The following is a 24,244-nucleotide window of genomic DNA, read 5'->3' on the forward strand; positions in this document are numbered from 1 at the left end:
CAAACCCCCTTTGGTTCGGGCTATTTTTGTTTTAAGCTATAAGTTAAGAGGCGGATTGTTACGGAAGTCTCTTAATTTATTAACTCTTAACTATGATTTTTTTACAATTTATTCGTCAACACTTCCGCCATAGATAACAACTCCTGTGAGACTTCCGCAAGGCGTTTTCTGCGATTCATCGCCATCTTTCGTAAAATTTGGTACGCTTGTGCCTCGTCACAACCGCGATGTTGAGCAAGGAGCTCCTTTGCGCGCTCAATGATTTTACGTTCGGCGAGGCTTGTCTTAGTTTTCTCAAGTTCCTCCTGTAATGCCCGGAATTCATAAAACCGAGCAACTGCCGCCTCAATGATCGTTTTAACTCTGGCACCGGTGAGTTCTCCAACAGCATAAGCAGAAACACCTGCACGCGTTGCTGCCTGAATCGTCTCCGATCGCTCATCACGCGAAAACATGACCATCGGACACGGATAGCTTGCGTGAAGAGAGTCAACCCAACCGAGTATTGTCTGTCCGGGAAAGTCAACGCCTATCAATATAATGTCGGGTTTTAAGTGTGAGACCTGGCTTATTAAGTCTCTCTGCAGACGCAGCGGCGCAGCGACCTCGTACCGCCCTGCTTTTAGGATTCGGATTAATGTAGCGGCTCGCTCTCGATTGTTATCAATGATTAAAACCTTTGGCGTTGAAGTGTCTGTTTCCATCCTCCACCCTTCCCAAGTCAATTTCACGTAAATCTGCTGAATTAACGAGGAGCGTCGACTTTAATATGCTATTAGCAAAAACCTTGCCAAAAGTACGAATTGCGCGCTGCAGCTATATCCACAAGGGTTTTGTCAAACAACAACCTTGCAAGATATTCAGCATGTGCAAATTTTTGCCTGTTTTTTTAGCAAGAGACACGCATTTTTTCCTATTTTTTGGGCAATATGGAAAAAGAGGATTGGAGGGGTGGAAGAATGGAAGATTGGAAACAGGACCGCAACTCACCCTTCACGCGTTCACGCGTCGGACGGTATAGATAGAAACTTGGGAAGTCTGTCTCTCTAATGTAACAGGAACGGTAGATTTTTGATAGAGGAAGCCGTTGTCGGCGATATGTTTGAAAAATCCGAGAGCGTTGTTTCGATTTGGTTCGGAAAAGAAGGCGGTCCCATCAAGAGAAAGATGGTTCTGAAGAAACGATAAAATCGGGGTCCAGTGGTGTTCTTCGTAAATGACATCGGCGGCGAGGATATACGGAAATTTGCAGTTGAAACAGGGCGTGTTCCAATCCATCTGAACGAAATCTGCATTTTCTTCAACACCATTTTGATCTGCGTTGTGTTGCGCGAAACGGACGGCTTCCTGCTCTACGTCTGTGAAGACCACACGCGCACCCATCTGACAGGCAACAATTCCTGTCAATCCAAACCCACATCCAATCTCCAAGATATGTGCGCCCTTTAGCCGTGCCCCTATTTTCTCCACATGGCGAGCAAGACCAATCGAGGATTCCCAGAGGTAGGTCCAGTAGGGGAGATAGAGTTTGCCTTCCTTGTCTTCCCGACTGAGTTGTTCGAGAAACCAATCGGGTTCTTCTATAAGCGTGAGTTGGACCCTGCGGGTTTTCAACTTAACAATGGTACTTGTTAGCGGATAGTCTTGTAGTCGGGTTTTCATTTTCAACCCACATCGGCGAGATTAGGAATGCACGTCGCATTTGAGCGAGGACGCTGCAAAACCTCGCCTACCCAGTGAGGGGTGTTTATTTATCTTTAGAATCGCCCATAAAGAGTTTAGCGATTTCATCCGTCTCAAACACAGGTAGCGGTTGTCGTGTACCAGCAGCACCTTCCAACCACAACCCACCTTCAGATGGCAAAAACGTTCCGATGATGTCGGCATTGATACCCTCCTTACCGAGGGCTTGGCAAATCGCTTCGCCTTTTTTGGGGTCCGACGCAATTAACATGGCACCCGATGAAATAACACCAAGTGGGTTGAGCCGAAACATATCACATAATGTTTGTGTTATATTTCCATACAGTCTTGATGAACCTAAAAGTTTATCCAAATAGACAACAACTCCCAACTCGGCTGCGGTTGCCAATTCATAGACCGCAGTTGCGATACCCCCTTCTGTGACATCGTGCATAGCATGGACCCCACCCGTGGCAATTGCGATTTGTGCGTCCTTGAGTACAGAAATCCCGGGATGTGTGAGATAATTCTTTGCCTGCTCCAAGAATAGATCGTCGTACTTTTCACGCAACTGCGCTTCACACTTACGGGCAATAATTGCAGTTGCCTCAATACCGATTCCCTTTGTAAGGATTAATGCGTCTCCTACGCGGGCATCTGCTGAAGTGAACAAGCCATTTTTATAGGTAATCCCCATCATTTGTCCTACGACCACAGGTTGCGTTACGGCTGGTGTAACCTCAGTATGTCCCCCACAGAGTAGGATGTCAAATTCTGCACATGCCTGCGTGAGTTGCGTCATGATGTTGCGAACCATCGTGGGTGTCGTCGCGGCTTCGGGTAGCAGCAGCGTTACCAACAACCATTTCGGCACGGCACCCATTGCTGCAATGTCATTGCTATTGACGCATACGACATACCATCCAATATCTTCAGTCGCAAAGGTGATCGGATCACTGGTAGCAACGAGGTAGTTGTCGCCTAACGCAATGACAGCGGCATCTTCCCCGAGTTGTGGACCGACAACCAGACTTGTACTTCCATCGTGTGTGGGCAGAAGCTCCTTTAAAAAATCGTGTTTGAGTTTCCCAACAGGTAGGTTCATGTTTTTTATTAAATAAAAATTTTGTAGGTTCGTAAGCCGGATGCCGGTCCGATGATTGCCCAAGTGCTGCCGATGACGTAATCGCCTAATATTAACCCCAAAAAGAGCGGTGCGACCTGACGATGGAGCCGCAAGCCACCGTGCCGTAGAATCATTAACTTCAGAAACCACGCCACGAAGAAAGCGAACCAGAAATAATCCATCGCAAAACTGATGGCAAGTGCGTAACCTGCCGGATGGAAGGGCCACCACAAGAAATGCATCCGCATATACATCATCACAAACGTCAGGAGCGCGCCGATACCCATAAAGCCTATACCAACCATGTTCGGTTCCGTTGGGTTATGTAGCCACCGCTGCAGCCGACTAAACGATTCTCTGCCAACCCAGTCTTTGAATCCACCCGCTTTCGCATCTGCACCGTTACGGAAGGTGATGTCCAGATTTGCCCAAAAGGTCACCAAAATCCCGACGATAATTGCTATCAACATCGCCACCCACAAACGTCTATTGCCCATCCCCGTTGATTCGGCAAGTTTGAACGCCTCAATCTGATTCGGCATCGGGTGATTACGGTAACCACGATTGAACCAGTAGAAAAGCGACATAATAGTGAGACTACTCGTGTCAAACTGCCGCGTTCCACCGACTGTCGCGAGCATGTCGTGCGGATTGACGTAGTAAATTTCATGAGGCGTGCCGAGTTCTGCCCGAACACGAGTGATCGCAAACGATAGGAGAAAATAAACCCCAAAGAAAAGACCGGCGACCCACAACGCCATTCCTGCAATAGAGGAAAAGACCCCAAGGGCAACAAGCGATCCGAGGATTCCCAAAAAGGCGGCACGATACGGCATCGGTTCGTTGGAATCATCGAGACGCGATTCAAACCCAAACACTTTTTTCATCACTTCCACCAGATGTCGTCGCGTGACCCAAACGGCAAGCAGGAAAAGAGCAATCCAAGCACCGTACGCTTGTTCGTTGAGGGCAGGAAAATAGCGCGTACCGAGTGCTGCGCCAATGACGAATTCCGCTAAGCGCACAACAAAGAAAAACCAACACGAGAACGAGAGGTCCAACGGCAAGAAAAACGCCAAACCCACTGCGAAAGGATAAACGGAAATTCGGGTCCCACGAATGACGTTCCATGGACGGTCAGTGAAAATATTTTGGAAAACAGCCGTCCGCTTGATATAAGGGATCTCTGGAAACTGCGGAAAAAGATAGTTGACCCCATTAATGACACCGATGGCGAACGCGATGCTGAAGCCTATCCACATCATCCGGTTCTTCAGGAGGCTGATACCGCCATCTTCGGAGAGCCGTAGCGGTAGTTGTATGATTGGATACGCGAGTTTTTCTTGCTCTGCCCATCGCTTTCGGACGATTGTGTTGATGCAAAGCATCATGAACATCATAATCAGGAAAAAGAGTCCCCAAAACGCCAACGGTTTTAGCCAAATCGAGAAGTTATGTTTTGTGTAGAAAGTGGCTTCACCCTCGTAAAACCCTTGGAGGCTTTGGGTATCCGAGATGGTAAGCCAAGCGGGTAGATACCGAAAAAAGAGCGTCTGCCACTCATTCTCGTCGGTTGCGAATTGGAATGCATGCCCAATACTCCCGAACATATTTTGCATCGTGTCGTGTCCAGCAAACGTACACGAGATCGCCACCATGATGTAGACAGTGAGCAACTCTCCCTGTTGTAGCATCTGCCGCGGCGCGAAACGTTTCAAGAGTGTGTTCGCGACAACACAGATGAACATAATGAAGACTGGTTGGATAAAAAGTGGGAGGCATGAACCGTCAAGGGAGTAATACTTCACCTCAACAAGCGTCATCCAATAAACATTGACAGGGATGAATAGAATCCCTAAGAGAAGCGACCTTGCTGTAACGCGTGCTGATGAGATGGAAGTTTCACGAGTTTGCATAGTTTACGAGCCGCGGGAATCGGAAAAATGTTAACGGTAGGTTTTAACAATTTCTGAGATGACGCTGGCTCTGTTTTTCCAATTCATGCGAGCAGGTGGGATGAGATAGATGCCGTCAATTTTACATTCATCTTGATTACGGATGTCGCGAATTAACTCCAAACACAACCGGATACCGAGTTCGTGTGCGGCGGTATCCTCAAGGTTTCGGAATTTGTCAACAATAAATTGAGGGATGTAGAGTCCCAAATTGTCGCGTAGATAGGAGGCACTGCGGAAACTGGTGAGCGGTAGGATGCCGTAAAGCATCTTTATACCGAGATGTTCCGTCGCTTGCTGGGTCCGAACGATATCCTCATAAGTCCAGACCGGTTGTGTATAAGCGAACTTTGCCCCTTGCTTCACCTTATTTGTGAGATGTTTGACGTGGGGTTGAAGGTTCTCAGCAACCGTGAAACCACCACCGTAATAGAATCCACACGGATCGCCAATAGACGAACCGTCAGCGAGTTCACCGTGATTCAGACGTGCAATGAGTTTCATCAATTGAACCGCGCCACGGACATCTGGGACGAGGCTCGCCGCTTCATAGGGACCCACTTTTGGATGGTCACCAGAGAGAGCAACAATGCCACGAATGCCCAACGCCTCCGCCTCAAGTAGGTGCGATTGCATACTGATGAGATTCCGCGAGCGGGTTGTCCAATGGATGAGCGTCGGAATTTGTGTTGTCTGCTGAAGGCGGTATGCCGTACCGACGGATCCAATATTCACGGCAGCACCGGAATTGTCGGTCACATCAAACAGATCAACACCGATGGCAGCGAGATTTTTCGCCTCACGCAACATCGCTCGCAACTGTGGAAATGTATTGGCGCGCATTTCAACACTTATGATTTGCTCTCGCGTTTCAAATACTTGTTGCACAGGATTATCAGTCAGGACTTTCGAGGTTGACCGAATCTTTGGAAGGACGAAGATCCGTTGTTTCCGTTGGACAGGCTTACGCCCTGTAACAGCCTGACGGATTTTCGCCACATAAGCCGGGGTCGTGCCGCAGCAACCCCCAATCATGTTCGCGCCAAGTTCAATCAATTTTCCGACGTAATCGCTGAAAACTTCTGCCTCAACTGTATAAGAGAGCGCAACCTCGCCTTGTTCTACCCTCGGATTACCAGCGTTGGGTTGTACAGCAATAGGAACCTTGATGACAGGTGCGAGGAGCTCCATCGCCTCAACGAGATCGTGTGGACCTCGGCAATTGACACCAACTGCGTGTGCACCGAGTTGTTCGAGCTCTTGTGCAAAGACACGGACATCCACCCCGGCACCTACTGTGCCGCCCGAAACGCCACTAATCTCAACGACGACAGGAACATCGTAAGTGAGTGCTTGCTTCGCAGCGATTTCTGCTTGTTTGGGAGAAACGAAAGTCTCAAGAACGAGAAGATCCACCCCCTCATCAACAAGCGCATCCATTTGCTGTTTAAAGATGCGTCGGATTGCCTTCGTTGAGGGCAGTGTAGTATCTAAGGTTTGGAAAGAGATCGGTCCAACGGAACCGGCTACATAGCAGGTCTCTGGCACAGCAGCACGTGCGAGTCTCACACCGTTTCTGTTAATTTCTCCAGCCTGCTCAGCCAAGCCGTGAACAGCTAACGCTTCACTGTTTGCCTGATAGGTATTGGTCTGAATAATATCGGCACCGGCATTCGCATAGGCGCGATGAATCATTGAGACTTTCTCGGCGTGTTCTGTAGAGATGTTGCAGGCATCAACACATTGTAGATGTGCTGGTACCTGTTTGCGGAGTTCGGTTCCGATAGCACCATCACACACCAAAATCTGACCTGTGAGGGCATCTATGAAGTTATTTTTTCTTGAGGTTATAGCCATCTAAGAGAAAAGCGCGCCTGTGAAGCGCGCTTCCCGATATTCATGAGACAGGTTCTATTTGATTATAGCTCCCGCACTTTCAGTCGGGATATAATAATAACCGTAGATAATGCACATCTCATCTTCAGATGTGAGTCCGAATATGAGGGGTTCATTCGTGTCGTAGTTGTTGTGGGTACACTGGAAACTGAGTCCATCGTCTGATCCTAAGCGGAGAACAGGATCAAAGAGATTAATGGGAGCATTGTCGTAAGCGATGCTTCGGTGCAATAAATCCCCGGTTGATCTCTGATTGATTTCAAACAACTCACCGTGTCTGTGCATGTGCGATGTCAGTAAGAAAACACTTAATTCCGTTTCGGGATTGTGCCCTCGGCGTTCGAGTTCATCTTCAACATACCACGTCATTTTGGAAACGCGCGTTGTGCCGGGAGGCACGTTAATCGACCGGTTAGAGACGAAGATTTCAATCGCCTCGTACTGGACCTCTTCTTCGGGGATCGTGTAGATATTGACGTAAGTTTCGCCAATCAATGTTTCGTCCCCCAGCAAATTGATGTAGTGGGAATTGAGGTCATACATAGTGTCTCCAGGCATTCGCAACCCTACACCTTCAGGAAACTCAAAGAGCGTATCATCCGTCTGCGTGCCGACGACGAAAAGTCTATCAACACCGAAATTGCCAAGTACCTGTGGATCGTCTGGGTCGAGTTCACGGAATCTATCCGTCGCTGGATCGACTGCGATTCCGGGTGTAATACCTCTCTCTGGTACACCGTTTGCCAAACCTTCCTCGGTAAATCGATATAGGATGAAATGATGACTACCAGAAGGATAGAAGATTTCAACCCTATTGATAAAGATGTCGCCCTCTATCGGATTCCCATTTTCATCAGTGATTTGGGTAGCGTAGTAGATTTCGCGTTCCGTACCGGGTTCAATCTTGAAGGGTGGCAGACGGAGTTGATAGCCTTCACCAGGGGCTGGTGGCGCGGGCGGTTCAAACACTTCATCGGGATCACGTAAGACACCAAGGTCCCCAATACCTGCGATTTTACCGGTCTGCGGTGCGCCCGCCGCAATCCATGTGCGGACTGCCTCTATTTTCCCAGTATGGAGTACGCCGCCGCCAAACGGCATCCGTGCACCCAGTTCTGGTGCGGCGGGGCCCATTAGCTTCGCCAAAAGGAAACTATTTTCTGGGTTGCCCGGATCTACGAGTTTCATACCCGCAGCCGCGGCGGCTGGGTTCTGCGGAACCTGTCCAACCAAATCTTCATAGGAGAGCTCATAGGTGAGATTCAAACTACCCGCATTCGCGGGCGCCGCATGACAAACACTGTTCGCACAACTCCTATCAAAGACATATTCCTGAATATCGTGATATGCTGAATTTTCATTCGGCACGGTTTGTCCAAAACTGTTACTGACCCGAACGAGATCAAGCACATTAACAATCCCGTCGCGATTGACATCAGGGTCCTGCGTTGCATTGCGGTCTCTGAGTTGTCCAAAGGCAGCAGCAACAAGTACTAAGTCTTGGATGTTTACCACCCCGTCTTTATTGACATCCTCTAACAGCGTCGGGAGATCACTGTGTCCGAGTGCCAAAAAAGAGAAGCTGCCCATCAGCAAGGTGATGAGTGTGAGATAGACTATTTTTCTTACCATAATTAACAATTCAACCTCCAAATGTGTTGGTTAATACGATTGATTGTGTGCTTGGCATGCTTTATTTACTTATTGTTCACAATAGTGTTATACCACTTCTAAAAGTTTATATCGCATTAACTGCCCTTTAATGCAAAGGTTAAAGCATAATGCTACAAGCCTGCACAAACTAAAGTTTATGCTACAATTTCAATCAGAAATGGTATTAGTTGGCACATAATAATAGCCGACAATAATGCACATCTCGTCTTCGGATGTAAAACCGAATTCAATAGGTACGTCCCGATCATAATTGTTGTGCGTACACTGAAAGCTGAGCCCATCGGTTGCATCGAGTACCAGGGGCTGTGTATAAAAGGTTATCGGTGCGTCATCATAAGCAACACTTCGGTGCAACAAATCACCAGTTGACTGTTGAAAGATTTCAAACAATTCGCCGTGTCTGTGCATGTGAGATGTAAGCATCATGACGTTCAATGTCGTCCCAGGATCTATGCCTTTTAGTTCCATTTCATCTGCAATATGCCAATCCATTTTGGTAACCCGTGTTAGCCCGGGGGGGACGTTAATCTCTGTATTGGAGACGAAAATCTCAATTGCCTCATGCGTGACATCTTCAGGTGGAAGTGTGTAAATATTGATGTAGACCTCACCAATTAGGGTTTCGGTCCCTAATAAATTAATGAAGTGAGAATTCAGGTCAAAGAGGGTATCACCTGCAAGACGGAGTGCAACGCCCTCTGGAAAGGCAAACGAGAAATCTTCGTTTTGTGTGCCGGCAACGAAGAAACGATGCGTTCCAAGGTTTCCAAGTGCCTGTGGGTCAGCTGGGTCTAACTCTCGGAAAGTATCTGCCGGATCAACACCGATTCCGGGATCTAAGCCTGCTTCAAGGATTCCTTCTGAGATTGCAGCATCGGTCATCCGATATAAGATAAAGTGATGGCTGCCGACAGGATAGAAAATCTCATACTTATTTATGAAGATGTCACCCTGTACTGGATTTCCATTTTCATCTTTGATTTGCGTTGTATAAAATACTTCGCGTTCAGTGCCGGGTTCGATTTTGAAGGGAGGCAAATGAAGTTGATACCCTTCACCGGGTGGAGGTGGCGCTGGTGCTTCAAAGATTTCTTCAGGGTCGCGTAAAACTGCAAGGTCCCCCATCCCTGCTACTCTACCAGTCTGTGGTGCACCAGCCGCAATCCAAGCACGAATTGCTTCTATTTTTCCATCGTGGAGCACGCCACCCCCAAAGGGCATCCGTGTTCCTTGTTCTGGTGCTGTGGGGCCCATCAGTTTCGTCAAAAGGAAACTGTTCTCTGGATTGCTGGGATCCACGAGTTTCATGCCAGCCGCAGCAGGATTTTGTGGCACCCCGACAACCAAATCTTCATAAGAGAGACCATAGGTCAGATTTAAATTACCAGCGTTGGCAGGTACTGCATGACATGCACCGCTTGCACAACTTTTATCAAAGATATACTCTTGGATATTGTGATATGCTGAATTTTCATCCGGTGCAGTCTGTCCAAAACTGTTACTGACCCGAACAAGATCTAAGATATTAACGATTCCATCGCGATTGACATCAGGGTCGTGTTCCGCATTGCGATCTCTGGGTTGTCCGAAAGCAGTCGCGACGAGCACCAGGTCTTGGACGTTCACGACACTATCTTTATTGACATCCTCCAAAAGCGTGGGGAGATCGCTGTGTCCAAACACAACCGTAGAGATCGTACCGACGAATAAGAGGATCAGCGCGGCATAAACCATCTTTTTAAGCATAATTAACGAATTTAACCCCCAAGTATTGATTAACGCAATTCATCGTGCGCAGTATTTTTGAAAAGTTCGGTTTTTGAAATAAATCGGTATTTTAAGAGGGTCCAGGCAGCAAAGATGCCGTCTGACCAGAATCGGAGTTTTTTGCCTTCCTTTTTCGTTCGCGGGAAATAGGAGACCGGTACCTCGTGGATGCCATAGCCTGCGCGCAAAATTTTCGCTGTAACCTCTGGACAGAATTCAAAGCCCTCACATGTTAAATTCAAACGTGTTATCAACTCCGCTGAAAAGGCTTTATAACCGGTGGATTCATCGGTAATCCGACATCCGTAAAGAAGATTTGTATAAGTCGCAAGCACACGGTTAGCGATAAAATTATGAAGACTGGCGTTCCCGCGTCCGTTGAGAAACCTCGACCCATAAACGACTTGAACGTCCTCCTGCTCCAGTGGTTTCAAGAGTTCAGAGAGATCCGACGGGGATAACTCCATGTCTGCATCCTGAATAACCACGGCTTCACCTTGGACATGGGGAAGCCCGTTACGGATAGCGCATCCTTTACCGCCGTTCTCTTCGCAGTGTACGACGGTTAACTGATGAACCTCACGGAACCGTTCGAGTGCGTCGTATGTGCCATCGGTGGAACCATCGTTGACGACGATAATCTGTTTTTCCAGGGGTAGTGCGCGTAGTGCCTCCAAGACCTGCCCAATTGTTTGCTCTTCGTTATACGCAGGAATGATTACAGACACTAACATCGTTTATCATGCCTCCGTCAAAGCACGTTAGAGCAGAGACTTCACCATGCCGCCATCTACCTGAATCGTTGTCCCCGTTATGTAACTTGCGCGTTCAGATGCGAGAAAAACAACCAACGCTGCGAATTCCGCAGGGTCTCCAATTCTACCGAGTGGGATGTCCGCTGTCATCCTTTCGAGTGCCTCATCAAATGTGATTCCGGCTTCTTCTGCCCGGACAGTCGCAAGCTGCTGGATACGATCGGTGAAGATAATACCCGGACAGACATTGTTGACGAGGATATTGTCTGGTGCTAACTCTGTTGCGAGCGTCTTCGCAAAGCCGATGACCCCTGTGCGTGCCATGTTCGACAACATAAGGTTATCCACAGGTTGCTTGACGGAAACGGAGGTGAGATTGATAATCCGTCCGCCGCCGCGTGCCTGCATTGTCGGGACGACAGCGCGACAGAGGTTGATTGTGCTCATTAGGTTTAGATTAACAGCGTCTTGGTAATCCTGTGCACTGAGGTCGTCAAACCGTCCCGCTCTGGGACCGCCTGCGTTGTTGACTAAAATATCAATACCACCGAAGTGCTGAATCGCCGTGTTAATGAGGGTTTCAACCTGCTCCGGTTGACTAACATCCGTCGGAATTGCCAACACTTCAGAACCTGTCTGGCTACGAATGTCGTCCGCTGTTGTTTCCAGTTCATCTGTATTTCTTGCACAGATCGTGACCTTCGCGCCTTCCTGTGCCAAGCCGAGTGCGATCGCGCGTCCAAGTCCTTTGCTTGACGCGCCTACGACTGCTATTTTATCTGTGAGTCCGAGATTCATTACCTTATCAATATGGGTTTGTAAGTTGTACCCTACAACACCCTATATCCTTTCAAAATGGAGTTGATGTTTATTAACGTCAAATACATCGTTAAGTATAACACCTTTACATGGGTAATGTCAAGGTCAATCTCGGACTGTTTAGGAGCATTCGATTCTCTATCACTGGGCTTCAGGCATAGGGACACCCCACTCTTCGGCACAGTCGCGGAGTTGCTGATAGATGGTATCGGGCACATCAATCCCGTTTTCGAGGCGACGTGTGCGGGTGTTGACCTCAAAATCACCAGGGACTAATACCTCGTCAAAACCCGGAGCGGGTGGAACTGATTTGATACTGTCTAAAAAGGCACGGACCCCCTTTTGGTACTCTTCAAGTGGCATGAAGGCGTTAACATCAATCACCTGCATATAGAGACCACCTATCTGTCCAGCGTCAACGTTAAACGTTCCTGCTAATCCACCAAGGAGACAGACGAAGAGGGAGAGCGCATAGCCTTTGTGTCTACCGAAAGCAAGCAGGTGTCCACCATCGCGGTATTCTGATGTTTTGACGGTGGGATTGCCGTGCTTGTCAACAACACATCCTTCAGGCAAATCTCGATTTTCGCTGTCAGCGACGTAGGTTTTGCCGTTTGCAATCATACTGGTTGCGAAATCAATGAGGAAAGGTCTATCATCACCTGTCGGTACGCCGATAGCGATAGGGTTTGTGCCGAGTGCGCCGACTGCACCACCGAACGGAAGGATACGTCCGCCGCCTTTTGAGCCACCACCGACCGAGATCATTCCGATACAACCCGATTCAGCGGCTTCTTGTGCGTATTCACCGACTCTGCCGATATGGTTGGTATGCGTAAGCGTCGCGAAGCAGGTACGTGTGCTTTTCGCCTTCTCGATGGCACGACGGATTGCATAACGTGCTGCATAATGCCCAAAACCGCGTCTGCTATCAATATGAAGTGTGTTGTCGGTTTCTCGGATGACTTCTGGTTCAGCAGCTGGACGGATACCTCCGCTTTCAATCGCATCGAGGTAGGACGGGATACGCAGCACACCGTGTGAATCATGCCCAGCAAGATTGGCTTTTATCAAAATTTCGGCGACATCATTAGCGATACGCCGTGGGGTGTCCGCTGCGACAAACAGGTTTCTTGTGAACGCTTGAAGCACTGCGGCTTCAAACATAAATCTTTTCATGATGAATTGCCTCCTGCAAAGCTACTCATAGCGAGCCCTATCTTCCGCCTCAGTTATCCCTTCGCCGATAGAAATGTCGAGTTTGTCTGCACACTCTTGGAGTTGACTGTAAATGGTATCCGGTATTTCAATACCATCGACTAACCTTTGGGTTCGGTACCGGTATTCAAAATCACCTGGAACTAATACCTCGTCAAAGCCGGGGGCGGGTGGTGTGGATTTAATGCCATCTAAGAAGGCACGTACACCTTTCTGGTATTCATCAATGGGTGTGAAGGCGTTGACATCAACGGCTTGCATGAAAATGCCGTTCATTGAACCTTGCTCCACATCGAATGTTCCTGCCAATCCACCAAGGAGGCATGTAAACATAGCGAGTGCGTAGCCTTTGTGTTTTCCGAATGCGAGAAGCGAGCCACCATCGTAAAAGTCAGCGGGTTTGACGCTCGGATTTCCGTCTTTGTCAAGGATACACCCTTCCGGCAAGTCGATGCCTTTGCTTCGGGCGACCTGAATTTTTCCTTCGGCGACCATACTCGTGGCGTAATCAACGATAAACGGACTGTCATCTCCGGTGGGTATACCGATAGCAATCGGGTTTGTTCCGAAAGCACCTTCCGCGCCACCAAAAGGCACCGTTGGGCCTCTGCCTCTACCGCCACCACCGACGGTGATAAGTGAAATACATCCGGCTCTTGCTGCTTCTTCAGCATATTCGCCGAGACGTCCGATATGCCCGGTATTGCGGATACTGACAGAGCAAGAGGTAGCCGTTTTTGCCTTCTCAATGGCTCTCTTGATAGACCAACGTGAGGTGTAATGTCCGAAACTGCCTTGCCCATCGACGCTCAGGGTATTCGCGGTCTCTGCAAGGAGTTTGGGTTCGGCTGTCGGTTTTAAGGATCCGCCATCAATACCGCGCAAATAGGCGGGAATGCGGAGTACGCCGTGGGAATCGTGTCCAGCGAGATTGGCGTTGAGGAGGATTTCAGAGACATCCTCTGCGATGTGTCGTGTAACACCGGCAGCGACGAATATGTTGCGCGAAATTGCGTGGAGATGTGGGGCATGAAGTAGATGTGTCTTTTCCATATGTTTGGGTCCTTTATCTTTATAAAGTGAGTTGGGAGTATGGAAGACTCTCAAAAACTATGCCCTTATTTTATGCGATATGCTTTTTTTGTCAATAGAAAAAGCGGATAGTAGTAGGCACTTTGTTTTCGGTTATCGGTAAAAGAGAAATGGAAAGTCTCACAAGTTGAATAACACGGGCAGTCAGACGAAAACCTGTAGTTATCGAAACCGAGAAAAACTGGAAACTCCTCCAACGGCGAGAGGCGGTTGTAAGCGCAATTGTTAAGATTGGTTAGGCAGCCGTCGAAACAGAGATACTTATGGTAGACGCGTCAGCGGATTTTCGGTGAAGAACAACCTCAACATCGTGATCCAACCTTCTCAGGAGCAAAAGTAAGTAATCAACAGAAAAGTCATCGAATAACCCATCCAAAAGATCTGAAAGTTCAGACTTACTGATGCCCAAAATTTTAGCAGCCTTGCCTCGCCTGAGGCAACGCTCGGTTATGAGGTCATCAATTATGAAGACCAAGCGAGCTTTTGCGAGTCTCTCCTCTGGTTCGGGCAGTCCTAAATCTTTGAAAACGTTGCCGCTGCCGACTTCATATTTAATTTTTTCTTTATTCATCTTTCATCCTCCCTTCGTGCGAGTTCTTTCGCCATACTTAAACGCCTACGGATCAAATCAATTTCTTTTTTCGGGGTCTTTATGCCGAATGTAGATTTCTTTTGAAAACAGTGTAGGACATAAATTCGATTATTAAGGTTTACAGCATAAACGGCACGATAGGTATTCCGGGCGTAAGTGCTCACGATTTCATACACACCCGGAAAACCACGCAAACGTTTAATTTTGTTAGAAGTTTTACCTTCTTGCACCAGTTGGAGGAGGTATCCTACTTTGCTCTGTACATCGTTGGGAAACTCTAACAACCGTTCCTTAGCGTCCCCAACCCAAGAAACGGATCTCATTCGCTCCATTTGCATAAAAAGATTTTACCATACCTGGGGGAATTTACCAATTTTTTAGCTTTTTAAAATTTGTTCAGGATTTACGCAAATTTAGCAGATAAGGCGAGAATTTACTGTTTTTAACCCCCTAAATCCCCCTTATCAGGGGGACTTTAAGAGAAAATGCGTAAGTCCTATTTGTTAAAAGGATGTAGAGATACGAAGTCCTTTAGGAGGCTCGCCAGGTGGTATCTCATGGACAACAAACTCAACGTAAATATCCAACCTATCAAGGAGTGAAAGTAAACAACCAAGCGAAAAATCAGAAAATTTGCCTTTTAGCAGCGCATCCGCTTCAGACTTATTAATATCCAAAGTCTCAGCTGCCTTGCCTCCTTCAAGCCCACGTTCAATCATAACGTCCCGTATTATCACAGCAAAACGAGTTTTTATGAACGCTTCATCTGAATTAGAGTCTGCTGAGTCATTGAAAGCGTCAATACTACTTTTTTTAATTTTCTTTTTTTCTTTTTTCATATCTATCCCTTCAAACTCCTACAAACCAATAGTTTATCCCCTATACAACGTCCGCATCTGTTGGATGACCTTCGGTAACTTGGCAATAACGGCATCAATTTCGGCTTCGGTTGTGTCTCTGCCGAGCGAAAAACGGACGGTACCTTGTGCTAATCTCGGTGGTAAGCCGAGTGCGGCAAGGACATGCGAGGGTTCCATAGAACCAGAGGTACACGCAGAACCCGTCGAGACACAGATACCTTCCATGTCCAAGCGTAAGATAAGACTTTCCCCTTCGACAGATTCAAATGAAACGTTAAGCGTGCCGGGAGCGCAGTAGTCAGGGTGTCCGTTGTAATGGAGCCGATTAATGTGGGCATCTAAGCCTTCACGCAAACGATGTGTTAATCGACTTAGGTGTTTGGCATAAGAAGCCTGCTCCTGTTTGGCAAAGTCGGCGGCAGCCCCAAGCCCGACGATAGCGGGGACGTTCTCGGATCCAGCACGTCGATTGCGTTCATGTGAACCGCCATGGACGAGGTTGGCGAGTCGGGTACCGCGGCGGATATAGAGAACACCGATCCCCTTCGGGGCGTAAATCTTATGTCCAGAAAACGCAAGGAGATTGACACCGAGTTCTTGAACGTTCATATCCAATTTGCCGACAGATTGCACTGCATCCGTGTGGAATGGAATATCGTGTTCCTGTGCAACTTCGCATATCTCTTCAAGCGGTTGGATGGTGCCGTTCTCGTTGTTGACGTGCATGATGGAGATGAGGATTGTGGTGTCGCGGATCGCCTCGCGGAGTTGTTCAACACTTATCCGTCCGTACCTATCCACGGGAAGGTAGGTTACCTCGAAACCGCGTTGCTCCAAGTACTGACAAGTATGCAAAACGGCGTGGTGTTCTACAGACGAGGTGATGATGTGGTTACCTTTACCACGACTCTTTTGCAATTCGGTTAAGCCTTTGATGGCATGGTTATCCGACTCGGTGCCGCTGCCTGTGAAGACAATCTCACTCGGACTCTTGGCACCGATGAGTTCGGCGACCTGTTCGCGTGCGGTGTCAATGGCAGTTCTCGCTTCGCGTCCGTAAGCGTGTATACTGGAGCCGTTACCGAATGCCTCGGTGAGATAGGGCATCATGGCATCCCGGACTTCGGGACGAAGCGGCGTTGTTGCGTTGTAGTCTAAGTAGATGCGTTGCATGTTTTTTGTCTATATTGCGATCTGGAACAGATCATTCAGGACTTACGCAAAATTACGGAATTCCATTATTTATCACACGCTCAGTGCGGTTGGGAAACCGCACCTACCAGAGAATTGGGTAAGTCCTATCATTCATAAGTTCGGTAGTTCAGAAAGGTGATCCGATTCGGATTAATTTTAACATCTGGCACGGATTCTCGTCGACTGACCCGTCTGTTCGCATTTAAAAAAGAAAGGTTGAGCGTATGCGTCCCTGCCGGAAGCGACATCCGCACGACAAAAATTTGATTTGGTAGCGTTTTCCACGAGCGGGTGTCCGCCTGCTCCGTCGCAGCCCCTGCAAGGTTCACAAGCAGCCCTAATACTTCATTTTCCTTGTTTGCCTTTCGATAGGCCAAATATTTCGCTACAGATCGGACTAAGGTTCGCAAGAGAATGATGGGACGCTCCGCATTAAAGGTCTCTACAGCAATGGTTTCTACGTCTGCTACAAGCACGCCTCTCTTTTGATTTTGCCCTACTGTCACCTCAATTCCTGAGAAGGACGGACGATTGGAGCGAATTGCGGGTATCGCAACGCGTAGAAGATATTCCAATTCGACATCCTTATAGACCCTCCCTTCGCGTCCTACAAGTGTCGGAACAAACTTTTCGTCCTCCACATCGTCCACTTTCAGGATCGGAAAGGTTAAAGCCTCTTCAGTTTTGGGAGGAACGTAGCCAGTCTCATAAAAGAGAATCAACTCACCGGTATTTTCAGGACGCGGTGGCGGTTCCCCGTATTGATTTCGGTAACGTTCAACTTCATCGGTAAATCCGAGTTTGCGTGCCAATCGCACGAGTGAATTTCCGATGTTGTCTGGCATCTCTACACCGGTTTTCTCAGCGGCGTTCTGATAGTATTCTGCGGCTTGCCTGTAAGAGATGTAGGCATCATTCCATTCGCCTGCGGCTTCAAAAACCATGCCCGAAAGATTCGCAAGAAACCCGGCACCCAAGAAATCATACTTATCATCGCTCTTGAAGTAGTCGATGAGCGCCGTAGCGCGGCGGCATTCTACCAAGGCACCGTCTAACTGACCTTGATAGACATAGTTGAGTGCGCGATAGTAGTGGCTTAAAAGCCGTTCATATCGGGTTCCAGCATACGGACGCAATTTGTCGGAAGTAACTAATGAGGTTACTTCTTTTGAAACACTCTTGGTATAGCGATCCTCTGCGATATCTCCGGCTTGATCCAACGCTGCGCTGCTTTCAGGGAAATGGTCGGCATAATGCGCAACAAGTCCAAGCTCAAACAGAAAAGGAATATCAGAATTTTTCGGTGCGTGTTTCTGAAGATAGGTATAGGCAGCTTCTGGCTGTCCTGTCTCCAAAGGTGCTATAGCTTCTGAAAACTTATAACCACCACACCCTATCAGTAGAGAGATAATAAGCAGAAACGGGAAAGCTTTAATCATATATTTTGTAATCTTCAAACAAGTAGCAGTGAGCAGGCACGGGGACCCGCTCAAACAGGGGCGTTACGGACATTCTACAGTCAAATAGCAGTGAGCAGGCACGGGGACCCGCTCAAACAGAGACATTACGGACATCCTACAGTTTAAACTTGTCGCGTCCGATAAATTTCTTAATCTTTTTGTTCCCGATCCAGATCTTTTCGTTTGTTTCAATGTTCGTCAAGGTAAGATCGGTCTGATAGAAGATGACCTGATCTCCCCCTTCGCGGTCTTCGATGGTGTTAATTTCGCCAGTCATCATGTAATCTGCGCCGAGTTCGCGTCCCATCCGTTTGACGGTCTCAAGCGCAGCGAATTCTCCTTGGTCAGCCCGTTCCTCGCGAATTTCGCCGCGTTCACTCGAACTGGATACAGTGCGGACTTTCCCGGAATTGATAAAAGCGCGCTCAATATCAGTTACAAATGTTGCGACAGGGATATGTTCCATACTCTTATTACGGATCCCGCCAACAATGACGACGGGTTTTCCGCCTGTATTTATACCGTGATCGTTAATCCAAGGGTGGCTCAGACAATCCCCAATAATCTCGTCGGCGACCATACGCGAATCTGTATCGTTCCAACGTCCAGAGAGATCGATTGTCGTGTCGGCATCAACACGGGTAACCTGTTTAGAACCACTGCAACCGCTAAAAATGATTATACTCATGAAGACGGTGTAAATTGCCAATTTATATGAGACAAACTTGGGCACCGTCAAAATTTTACACATCAGATATACTCCTTGCTATAAGGGTCAATTTTTGTCATCAGAAATCTAAGTCGGCTTCTTGAACAATTTTTTCAACGAAGGTATCAAGTGTCATTGCGCCGATGTCGCCTTCATCTCGACTTCGGACACTGACGGTGCGGTTTTCCTGTTCACGTCCACCGATAATTAGCATATAGGGGACACGTTGTAAACGGGCAAGTCGAATTTTTGCCCCAATCTTATCGTCGCTGTTATCCAATTCAACGCGACACCCCTTTTGCGATAGCAACCGGTGGACTTCTGTGGCGTAATCAACGAAGCGTTGACTGATCGTCATGACAACACACTGGACAGGAGAGAGCCACGTCGGAAAAGCACCGGCATAATGCTCAATGAGCATGGCGATGAAACGTTCAAAACTCCCACAGATCGCACGATGGATAACGACAGGTCGTTTTTCCGAGCCATCGGGTGCGACATAGATGAGTTCAAACCGTTCAGGGAGTTGGAAATCGAGCTGGACGGTAGCACATTGTACATCTCGGTTGAGTGAATCGCGCACCTGAAAGTCAAGTTTGGGTCCGTAGAACGCAGCCTCGCCGGGATCGATACTATACTCAACCTGATTGTTTTTCAACACACTCTCAAGCATGCTTTCCGCACGATTCCAGACTTCAATATCGCCCATAAACTTGTCAGGATTGCGTGTGCTAAAATCACAACGGAACGGCAAATCAAACGTACCGTAGATACGGTCAAAAAGTCCAAGAATGCGTTCATACTCATCGGCAATCTGGTCTTCTGTAACGAAGTTGTGCGCATCGTCTTGACACATCTGACGGACGCGCGACAAACCGGTTAACGTGCCAGTGGCTTCATTGCGATGTAACACGCCTTGGTCGTGTAGACGGTAGGGCAGGTCCCGATAACTGTGGCGCGCACTTTTATAGATAAGCATGTGCGCCGGGCAGTTCATCGGTTTAAGTGCACTCACCGATCTCCCGTCCTCGCTTTCGATGAGGAACATGTCATCCCTGAAGTGTTCCCAATGCCCGGAGGTCTCCCAAAGACTGCTGTCATAGATAAGTGGTGTCCGTACCTCTTGATACCCTTCACTGAGATAAAGTTTTCGCACCTTTTCAGACAAATGATTATAGACGAATGCCCCTTTGGGAAGCCAAAAAGGACTACCGGGGGATTCAGGGTGCATCTGAAAGAGTTCTAATTCGCGTCCGAGTCTGCGATGGTCGCGCTTGGCGGCTTCTTCGCGTTGTGTTAAGTATGCCTGAAGGTCGGCTTTGGTCTCCCATGCGGTACCATAAATGCGTTGTAACTGCTCGCGATTGCCATCACCACGCCAATAGGCTCCAGAAACGCGGAGCAGTTTGAAATATCGGCACTCGCCTGTTTTTTCGACGTGCGGTCCTTTACAGAGGTCAGTGAAATCACCGTTGTGATAGATAGAAACACCTTCGTCAGCGACCCCTTCATCACTGGCGTTGACCTCCTGATCGGAGATCCCGTCGATTAATTCGAGTTTGAATTTTTGGTTTCGTTCGCCAAACCATTCGCGAGCCTCATCGTAGGTCCACGTCTCCTGTTGGAAAGGCACATTGGCTTTAATCATCGCCTTCATGTGCTTTTCGATCTCCGGGAAATCGTCGGGTGTAATGGGACGTGGCACCTCCATATCGTAATAGAACTCGTTCTCAATCGGGGGTCCGATTGCGAGTTTGACGGTACGTTCGCCATCTGGGAATAATTGTTGGACGGCATACGCCATGATGTGCGCGGTTGAATGGCGTAGGCGTTGTCCGTAGTCTTCAGGTTGATTGGGTTCAGGCATTGTGATCTACTCTCATTATGTCGATTCGTAGTAGTTAGAAAATTGTTCTCAATAGACTTAACGTCTTCTTTCAAATTTCGGTTTACGCAATTATTTTACATCATTTCATAGAGAAATGCCAATCAAAAATATCCCAATCAAGGCAAATCCTTTCAGCGGCCAGAATCGAGGCGGACTTCACAGCGAAGATCGCCTACGATAAAATCTAATTTTCCTTTGCAGGTGAAACTGCCTGCACACACCGAAAGCCGAGGCCAACACCCGTAAGTGTTGGTGCAACCCTATTGCGATAGGCAACCCGGACGTTTTGAACCTCAGTATGGTACCAGGCACCACCACGCACCACGCGGGAAGTCGTAACATTCGTAAAGTCAGATATAACTAAATTCGCGTTCTCTATTGTATTCACGCCCGCCAATGGGTTACGATGCGGGGAAGAAAAATAGAAATCGCCATAATACGCATCAAGGCACCACTCCAGCACGTTCCCTGTCAGGTCATATAAACCATATCCATTTGCTGGATACCTACCAACAACCGTGGTGTCTCCAACGTGGTTACCGTAGTTAGCCTGTCCATTTGAAATCGTGTTCCCCCATGGATACTGCAGACCGGACTTACCACCACGCGCCGCTTTTTCCCATTCCGCTTCGGTGGGTAAACGCTTACCTGTCCATTTTGCGTAAGCCATTGCCCCATACCAACTCACGTAAGTTACCGGATGGTCTCCTTTTCCCTTAGGATAGTTGTTTCTATTCCAGTGCTTTAAGTAGCTCCCATTGTGATATGGAGATGGTATTTGGTCTTTCCTCCATTGTGAATTCGCATCAACAAACGCTTTGTATTGTGCGTTCGTCACCTCGTGCTTGTCTATATAGAATGCGTCTATGTAGACAGTATGCACTGGTTTTTCGTCGGTGTTGTCGTTACTGCCCATCTGAAACTCGCCCGCGGGGATTAAGATCATATCCGAAGGCACTGAAGGGGTTATGGGTTTCGGGGATGGGGTGGGTGTTATCAGTGTGTCCTGCTTTGGTATAGCGAGTGTTGGTTTGCTTGGCGTGGTTGGTGGCGGGGGAACAGTCTCGTCTTGTTTGGTAATAGGGACAGGTTCCTGGGATGGAATGAATTTTTTCTCGGGTTCCATCGCGGTCTGTTTTATGGGAGCAGGCTCCGAGGGGGCTATAGGGGTTGTAGGTTCGGGATCCAGAGTTGGTATTGCTGTTGTCTCCTGCTTTGGGGCGACAGTCTGGAATTCGCTCGGCGTAGTTGACGGCAGCGGTGCAGGCTCCTCCTGTCCAGCTGTAGAGACAGGTTCCTCGGCTAGCATAGGACCCGCATCCGATTCCGTTGTGCTCTGTTCTGTGGAAACAGGATCGGGCTCCTCGCGTGTGATGGTTTCCGTTTCTAATCCGGATGCGCTTTGTGCAGCTGCAGGTGTCGTTTTGTCAATACTCGGAGGTATTAGGGCACTGACATATCTAATTGTGCCGATAACACATAATAAAAGGACGGGGGCCACGGCTACCCAGATCTTCATCCGTTTTTGATCGTAAATTTTCATGGTTCGGTAACCTTGAATTACCAGACCCATCACCAGTCCCCAGAACGCCCAACCGGCAACAAGCGGGATATTGAATCCAAGATCAAATAGGAAATCCAGCCCGTTAAAAATGGCTGTTCCAATGAATGCTAAAGCGACAAATGGGAAAGCCACCACAATAAAAATCAAGGACAAAATACCAACAGCAACTGACCCAATAAAATATACGATAGAGCCCAGCAAACCCAGCACAATAACAGCAACAATAACAAAGCGCCATAGACCCTGCAGCTCGGTACCACTGCCTGTATATCGTCCGTCCTGGTCATAGTAGTCGACATTGACCGTCTTAGGGGTAAGATTGCGGAGTATCTCAAAGCAGAATTTAGCAAACTTGGCATAGTAGTGTGCCAGCCACTTGATAGCTTTCCAAGCAGAATTACCTATGGGATTTAGCGTTTCTGCTAGCTTGCGGTGGTCTTGTGCCTGAAAGAAATTTTTAATGAGCAGAATTGGCAGCAAAAATCGTTGCCAACTAAACGATCTACTAACCACGAGGAGCCAATGCGCGTATATACCTATTCCAAAGATCAAGGAGCCCGCCCATGCCAGATATAGGGGAGATGGAATTACAATGAGACGGCTAAAGAGAGCGATCGCCGCCATTAAGACACCACTGATAAGCACCCAGCGGAGCAATGGCTGAAGCCCATGATTAATATAGATCGGAACCTCCAAACTCCGACCGTTGGTGTCAATGACAAGGAATGTCTGATGGGCTTGGTTGGATGTTAAGACGTTTTCATCGAGATGAATGCTGACCATGCCCTTGCCATGGATATTTGTATCAGAAAGCTGCAGTCCCGGTATATCGTTTTTCAGATGGACATCGCCGTGGAGAAAACCGCGCCCGACGTTCTTAATTTCGGAACGGATCGTTCTTGCGGTGCCCGTCTCGGCGGTTTTCGCGATCCTGTTAGTTTCGGAAGGGGACGTTTCGGTGCTGCCCATCTCCACGCCGTTGAAGTGTATTTCGGGATGGCTTATCGCTGGCACCGGGTTTCCGATTCGTGGGTTAAGTCCTTGAACAAAGGCTTCTAAACCGATGTCTTGTTGGTCAGTATAGCGATTTGTGAGTTCATTTGCGGTATCTGCAAGTTGCGGGTGCTTGATGTACTCAAGCCAAAACGCAAAAAACCCGTTATACAGCAGCGTTTTTGCCTGATCCCAATTCTTATCTATCAAGCGAGCGAGGTGTTGCGGCGTGTTCGCGCCTTTTCCCTTCTCCATTCTCACTTCATCGTGAAGCACTGCAAGCATCGTCATGAGTCCTGTGTCGCGATCATCGGAAAATCGGCCTACAATTGTTTGGGCAGCATCAGCGAACAGGTTCTGGTCAGCACTCCGGAGGTTTTGCTCCAAGGTTCCGTCATAAAGGGCATCAGTGGCATGAGTGGGGTGCTGCTCTATTAAGGCCCCCAAAGCTGCGATGCTACGTGCTTCTTCGCCGCCAGGGAAGGTCAAAACAGACTGCTCTAACTCTTCCGGTTCCTTCGTGAGGGCTGCAATGTGTTTCCGGCGTTTTCGTGGGTCCAGCAGCGTCTCCTTGGCATCATTGAGAACTTTCTGCCACTGTGCTTGCGTTAACCCATCTGAACGCGGCACATTCGCATACGCCCCAATTGTGAGAGCATACTGCTTCGTGTGCGCAGCGTTGACGAGGTTTTTTATCGTTGTATCATCTTTGCCCTGGATATCGTCGATTGAGAGTTCAAGCACTTCAAAGTAATTGTAATCCATAATATAACCCCTTATCTTTTGCTATGTAAGCCCTATTATCGTAAATCCCAAAGAACATGTCGACAGTCATTTATAGTAAAACTTACAATTAACGATACATCGTACACAGGCGAGGTTGGGAAACCTTGCTAGCGGAGGTGAAGGGTTTTCGCTTCTATTGAGATGTCTTTTTAATTCTGACTGATATTTCTCAAAAGAGTGTTTGATTCAATAGTTATGGGTGTTCCTATGGGT

At 48.1% G+C, this 24,244-nt stretch carries 19 protein-coding genes; all 19 read right to left on the reverse strand.

All coding sequences use genetic code 11. The features are described 5' to 3' along the window. Positions 1-101: 101 nt before the first annotated feature. Entirely contained in the window at positions 102-704 is a 603-nt protein-coding gene (locus OXN25_08540) for an ANTAR domain-containing protein (protein ID MDE0424900.1), read from the reverse strand. A 289-nt stretch (positions 705-993) separates the two neighbouring features. Next, the gene (locus tag OXN25_08545; protein MDE0424901.1) at positions 994-1,662 is read right to left on the reverse strand and encodes a 50S ribosomal protein L11 methyltransferase; all 669 of its coding nucleotides are present in this window, start codon (positions 1,660-1,662) and stop codon (positions 994-996) included. An 85-nt stretch (positions 1,663-1,747) separates the two neighbouring features. Continuing rightward, entirely contained in the window at positions 1,748-2,788 is a 1,041-nt protein-coding gene (locus tag OXN25_08550) for an AIR synthase family protein (GenBank protein ID MDE0424902.1), read from the reverse strand. 8 nt (positions 2,789-2,796) lie between these two features. Further along, positions 2,797-4,725 carry a hypothetical protein gene (locus OXN25_08555; protein ID MDE0424903.1) on the reverse strand — a complete coding sequence of 643 codons (1,929 nt, stop codon included), beginning with the start codon at positions 4,723-4,725 and terminating at the stop codon, positions 2,797-2,799. 30 nt (positions 4,726-4,755) lie between these two features. Beyond that, positions 4,756-6,621: a bifunctional homocysteine S-methyltransferase/methylenetetrahydrofolate reductase gene (locus OXN25_08560; GenBank protein MDE0424904.1), complete on the reverse strand. Its 1,866-nt coding sequence runs from the start codon at positions 6,619-6,621 to the stop codon at positions 4,756-4,758. A gap of 54 nt (positions 6,622-6,675) precedes the next feature. Further along, a complete protein-coding gene (locus OXN25_08565) occupies positions 6,676-8,292 on the reverse strand; it encodes a dockerin type I domain-containing protein (GenBank protein MDE0424905.1) in 1,617 nt (538 codons plus the stop codon). A gap of 189 nt (positions 8,293-8,481) precedes the next feature. After that, positions 8,482-10,080, reverse strand: a complete 1,599-nt coding sequence (locus OXN25_08570) for a dockerin type I domain-containing protein (GenBank protein MDE0424906.1) — start codon at positions 10,078-10,080, stop codon at positions 8,482-8,484. 29 nt (positions 10,081-10,109) lie between these two features. Next, complete coding sequence (locus OXN25_08575; protein MDE0424907.1) at positions 10,110-10,835, reverse strand: glycosyltransferase family 2 protein; 726 nt, start codon at positions 10,833-10,835, stop codon at positions 10,110-10,112. Between the two features lie 27 nt (positions 10,836-10,862). After that, positions 10,863-11,654 carry an SDR family oxidoreductase gene (locus OXN25_08580; protein MDE0424908.1) on the reverse strand — a complete coding sequence of 264 codons (792 nt, stop codon included), beginning with the start codon at positions 11,652-11,654 and terminating at the stop codon, positions 10,863-10,865. A 162-nt stretch (positions 11,655-11,816) separates the two neighbouring features. Next, positions 11,817-12,854, reverse strand: a complete 1,038-nt coding sequence (locus OXN25_08585) for an Ldh family oxidoreductase (protein MDE0424909.1) — start codon at positions 12,852-12,854, stop codon at positions 11,817-11,819. A gap of 21 nt (positions 12,855-12,875) precedes the next feature. Further along, positions 12,876-13,946, reverse strand: a complete 1,071-nt coding sequence (locus OXN25_08590) for an Ldh family oxidoreductase (GenBank protein ID MDE0424910.1) — start codon at positions 13,944-13,946, stop codon at positions 12,876-12,878. Between the two features lie 274 nt (positions 13,947-14,220). Next, a complete protein-coding gene (locus OXN25_08595) occupies positions 14,221-14,556 on the reverse strand; it encodes an XRE family transcriptional regulator (protein ID MDE0424911.1) in 336 nt (111 codons plus the stop codon). Further along, positions 14,553-14,900: a type II toxin-antitoxin system RelE/ParE family toxin gene (locus OXN25_08600; GenBank protein MDE0424912.1), complete on the reverse strand. Its 348-nt coding sequence runs from the start codon at positions 14,898-14,900 to the stop codon at positions 14,553-14,555. Before OXN25_08600 ends, OXN25_08595 begins: the two co-directional genes overlap by 4 nt. A gap of 180 nt (positions 14,901-15,080) precedes the next feature. Further along, positions 15,081-15,416 carry an XRE family transcriptional regulator gene (locus OXN25_08605; protein ID MDE0424913.1) on the reverse strand — a complete coding sequence of 112 codons (336 nt, stop codon included), beginning with the start codon at positions 15,414-15,416 and terminating at the stop codon, positions 15,081-15,083. Positions 15,417-15,449: 33 nt separating this feature from the next. Beyond that, positions 15,450-16,610, reverse strand: a complete 1,161-nt coding sequence (gene nifS / locus OXN25_08610; GenBank protein ID MDE0424914.1) for a cysteine desulfurase NifS — start codon at positions 16,608-16,610, stop codon at positions 15,450-15,452. Positions 16,611-16,738: 128 nt separating this feature from the next. After that, positions 16,739-18,070, reverse strand: coding sequence for a hypothetical protein (locus OXN25_08615; protein ID MDE0424915.1), 1,332 nt, complete (start codon positions 18,068-18,070; stop codon positions 16,739-16,741). Positions 18,071-18,206: 136 nt separating this feature from the next. Next, positions 18,207-18,842, reverse strand: coding sequence for a penicillin-binding protein activator LpoB (locus OXN25_08620; GenBank protein ID MDE0424916.1), 636 nt, complete (start codon positions 18,840-18,842; stop codon positions 18,207-18,209). 37 nt (positions 18,843-18,879) lie between these two features. Continuing rightward, the gene (gene thrS, locus OXN25_08625) at positions 18,880-20,667 is read right to left on the reverse strand and encodes a threonine--tRNA ligase (GenBank protein ID MDE0424917.1); all 1,788 of its coding nucleotides are present in this window, start codon (positions 20,665-20,667) and stop codon (positions 18,880-18,882) included. Positions 20,668-20,872: 205 nt separating this feature from the next. Continuing rightward, positions 20,873-24,010: an SUMF1/EgtB/PvdO family nonheme iron enzyme gene (locus OXN25_08630; GenBank protein ID MDE0424918.1), complete on the reverse strand. Its 3,138-nt coding sequence runs from the start codon at positions 24,008-24,010 to the stop codon at positions 20,873-20,875. Positions 24,011-24,244: the final 234 nt, after the last annotated feature.

The sequence above is a fragment of the Candidatus Poribacteria bacterium genome (assembly GCA_028820845.1).
Classification (GTDB): domain Bacteria; phylum Poribacteria; class WGA-4E; order WGA-4E; family WGA-3G; genus WGA-3G.

Excerpts from the sequence above, each read along its gene's own strand:
- OXN25_08540 (MDE0424900.1), bottom strand. The coding sequence starts at position 704 with ATGGAAACAGACACTTCAACGCCAAAGGTTTTAATCATTGATAACAAT.
- OXN25_08545 (MDE0424901.1), bottom strand. The coding sequence starts at position 1,662 with ATGAAAACCCGACTACAAGACTATCCGCTAACAAGTACCATTGTTAAG.
- OXN25_08550 (MDE0424902.1), bottom strand. The coding sequence starts at position 2,788 with ATGAACCTACCTGTTGGGAAACTCAAACACGATTTTTTAAAGGAGCTT.
- OXN25_08555 (MDE0424903.1), bottom strand. The coding sequence starts at position 4,725 with ATGCAAACTCGTGAAACTTCCATCTCATCAGCACGCGTTACAGCAAGG.
- OXN25_08560 (MDE0424904.1), bottom strand. The coding sequence starts at position 6,621 with ATGGCTATAACCTCAAGAAAAAATAACTTCATAGATGCCCTCACAGGT.
- OXN25_08565 (MDE0424905.1), bottom strand. The coding sequence starts at position 8,292 with ATGGTAAGAAAAATAGTCTATCTCACACTCATCACCTTGCTGATGGGC.
- OXN25_08570 (MDE0424906.1), bottom strand. The coding sequence starts at position 10,080 with ATGCTTAAAAAGATGGTTTATGCCGCGCTGATCCTCTTATTCGTCGGT.
- OXN25_08575 (MDE0424907.1), bottom strand. The coding sequence starts at position 10,835 with ATGTTAGTGTCTGTAATCATTCCTGCGTATAACGAAGAGCAAACAATT.
- OXN25_08580 (MDE0424908.1), bottom strand. The coding sequence starts at position 11,654 with ATGAATCTCGGACTCACAGATAAAATAGCAGTCGTAGGCGCGTCAAGC.
- OXN25_08585 (MDE0424909.1), bottom strand. The coding sequence starts at position 12,854 with ATGAAAAGATTTATGTTTGAAGCCGCAGTGCTTCAAGCGTTCACAAGA.
- OXN25_08590 (MDE0424910.1), bottom strand. The coding sequence starts at position 13,946 with ATGGAAAAGACACATCTACTTCATGCCCCACATCTCCACGCAATTTCG.
- OXN25_08595 (MDE0424911.1), bottom strand. The coding sequence starts at position 14,556 with ATGAATAAAGAAAAAATTAAATATGAAGTCGGCAGCGGCAACGTTTTC.
- OXN25_08600 (MDE0424912.1), bottom strand. The coding sequence starts at position 14,900 with ATGAGATCCGTTTCTTGGGTTGGGGACGCTAAGGAACGGTTGTTAGAG.
- OXN25_08605 (MDE0424913.1), bottom strand. The coding sequence starts at position 15,416 with ATGAAAAAAGAAAAAAAGAAAATTAAAAAAAGTAGTATTGACGCTTTC.
- nifS (MDE0424914.1), bottom strand. The coding sequence starts at position 16,610 with ATGCAACGCATCTACTTAGACTACAACGCAACAACGCCGCTTCGTCCC.
- OXN25_08615 (MDE0424915.1), bottom strand. The coding sequence starts at position 18,070 with ATGATTAAAGCTTTCCCGTTTCTGCTTATTATCTCTCTACTGATAGGG.
- OXN25_08620 (MDE0424916.1), bottom strand. The coding sequence starts at position 18,842 with ATGTGTAAAATTTTGACGGTGCCCAAGTTTGTCTCATATAAATTGGCA.
- thrS (MDE0424917.1), bottom strand. The coding sequence starts at position 20,667 with ATGCCTGAACCCAATCAACCTGAAGACTACGGACAACGCCTACGCCAT.
- OXN25_08630 (MDE0424918.1), bottom strand. The coding sequence starts at position 24,010 with ATGGATTACAATTACTTTGAAGTGCTTGAACTCTCAATCGACGATATC.